Genomic DNA, 2,449 nt, shown 5'->3' with positions numbered 1-2,449 from the left:
GTGGCAAGCCTTCCGTAATAATCGTGCACGGTTCAACATCGTCAGAGCCCTCTGTCCACCAAATGCTGTAACGATCGAAGCGTTTTCTGTATTGCTGGTCCAGTAATAAAAGTACATCAGGAGAATTGTCGCCTTGAAATACCCATGCTTTCTTGTTGCGATCTAACGATTCACTCTCGAGTAGCTTGTCGTTATTGGCGGCAACAGTTAAAGTCTCTTTTGTAATGGTATCTAACCATTTACTGAGAACAGTATCATCTTCAAGCACTTGTAATATATTCTGTTCAAAAACTTCAACCCATTGATTGTCTTTCCAACCTCTTAAAGCCGATTGATTATGTAATCCGGCTAATGTGAATGGATAATGGCGACCAACATGGTCAACACTTGGAATGACGGTCCCGACAACAGCTTGGTCGCAACACACACCGGCAGATAACGAAAAATGCCATATGGGACTCGTCAGATAATAATCCAACCAATTGTGTTCGGTTTGTTCTTTACTCACCGCAATAACAGCTTGTAACCAGTCATTCCAATTTTTAAGAAAATCAACATTTAAGTTCTGCTGAATAAAATCCCCTTTTGAGGGGACTTTGCCACAGTAACCTACTGATGTTAAAGGTTCGCAGGACATCTAAACTTCTCCATATTTGCCATCCAAAATGGATTGTTAACACTGTTTGCGGTCAATTTCAGTACAGCGTTGTAGCCTTTGAGATTGATGAGTAACTTGCCATCTTTTTTCGTTTGTGGACGTTTTTTACTTAATTCATCTAATAATTTAAAGAATGACCATTCACCTTCATATTTCTTATTAATAGAGCGTCCGCCGTTAGGAGGTGAAAATGCAATTCGTGTTTCGTTATTTGCCCCAGGGCCAGGCCACGTAAATAATTCTTTGCGAGTAGGACCATGTCGATACTTCAGCTGTTGGCTGTCTATTTCGAATAAAAACATACTCACACTTCTATCTAATAATTCCGGTTCTAATGAAAAGTTAACAATAGGCTGCTTAGATCCCGGTTCGAAAAATGCTTCTTTAATAATTTCAGCGCGTTGATACATTTCTAAAATGTCATTACGAATGCCGATATTACGCTTAAAACGCCAAGGTTTTTTGCTGGTATCTACATGTGAAGCGAGGTATTGATCCCAAAATTTATCTAAGGTGCCGCCATAACCAAAAAACTTACTGAAGTCTTTTAGTCTGACATCTTCTGACGATTTTCGGTCAAATGGGTAACGCCCTGCGATCGCTCGATTGAATTCGGCCAACACTTGCGAACGCCAAATACCATTGAAACGCTGACTTTGATTGGATTTAGCAAACGAGCGAGTACGATAAGCCACTTCACTTAACCAATTTTTTACTGGGTAAGGTAGATCCATCAATTGCTCCGATAAACTAGAACCTAGTTGAGCAAAGCTTTCTTCTGTGGCTTGATTAACAACGTTACCTTGTCCTTCTAACTGCATTGATAATTTATTGTAGTTTCGATTAAGAGCCCGCAATGTCGTTTGAATTTTATCAATGTCAGCAGGATTTATTTTGAGCAATTCTGCAAAAGCAAATTCCACATCCTTGCCCGGCAAATCAATATCTAACTCTATTGCTGTATCGGGTAATAGCCTATTTAATCGTGCTTTTTTAGATCGAAATGCAACATCAGAAATATTACCGGCCACTTCCGCCGCGGCCTTTAAATTATTTGAATCGGCAGGAAGCTTAGTTAAATTCACATTTTTCTGAACTGCTGTAATAATGGTTTTGATCGGTTGATCTGGGCTAGCAAGCGCTGCAGTAACACTCTCAGCTTCCTCACGTGTTGAATATGGTTTGATAGCAAGGTCGCTTAAGAAATCTTCCCAATAGAAAATATAATCACGAATGTATCTGTTTTCTAACTCTTGAGTAATCTGCGCTTTGGCTTGTTCGTCTAAATCAACTAACTCATCACCATATACCCAACTGTCTGCGGTTAGGTTCTTTATTATCTTATTCTTTTCTATACTAAAAATGCCATGAAAACCATTAAAAGTATAAAGACCAGGAATGCCTTGATTAAATTGGCGACCACTGGTGAACACCAAACCATCTAAACTGTCTAAGCTTAGAATATCAACCAGTTTAAAATCTGGGATACTGCTGTTTGAAAAATCACTTTTTAAACGCTGATATGCGCGCTCAACCAGAGGTAACATGGTCAAATTAATCCGAGCACTATCAACTGTCATACTGTCATATTGATGACCTCTAATCCCTAAAGACAGTAATGTATCTATATGCTTATTTAGCTCTTTCCTAACCTCACCATTTACATCACCAACAATGTTTCTATCGATATAAGCGGAGAACCAGACTTGCACATCACTTTTGTCAAAATGCTCAGGAAAATACAACATTAAATAGGTTTTTAATGTTTCATATAGGTAGTTAAGGTGCTCA

2 protein-coding genes are annotated in these 2,449 nt (G+C 38.8%); both read right to left on the bottom strand.

Features of this window, described 5'->3' with window-relative positions; translation table 11 throughout:
- On the bottom strand, nt 1–637 hold a 637-nt coding region (gene tagF / locus CXF78_RS20315; RefSeq protein ID WP_102037770.1), incomplete at its 3' end, for a type VI secretion system-associated protein TagF.
- Nucleotides 619–2,449, bottom strand: a 1,831-nt coding sequence (gene tssM / locus CXF78_RS20310) for a type VI secretion system membrane subunit TssM (protein WP_102037769.1), incomplete at its 5' end; no start/stop codon positions are given. The genes tssM and tagF, both read right to left, overlap by 19 nt.

Origin of the sequence: Shewanella sp. 11B5, from assembly GCF_002836795.1 — a bacterium.
Taxonomy (GTDB): domain Bacteria; phylum Pseudomonadota; class Gammaproteobacteria; order Enterobacterales; family Shewanellaceae; genus Shewanella; species Shewanella frigidimarina.
This window is presented reverse-complemented; position numbering and strand designations above follow the sequence as displayed.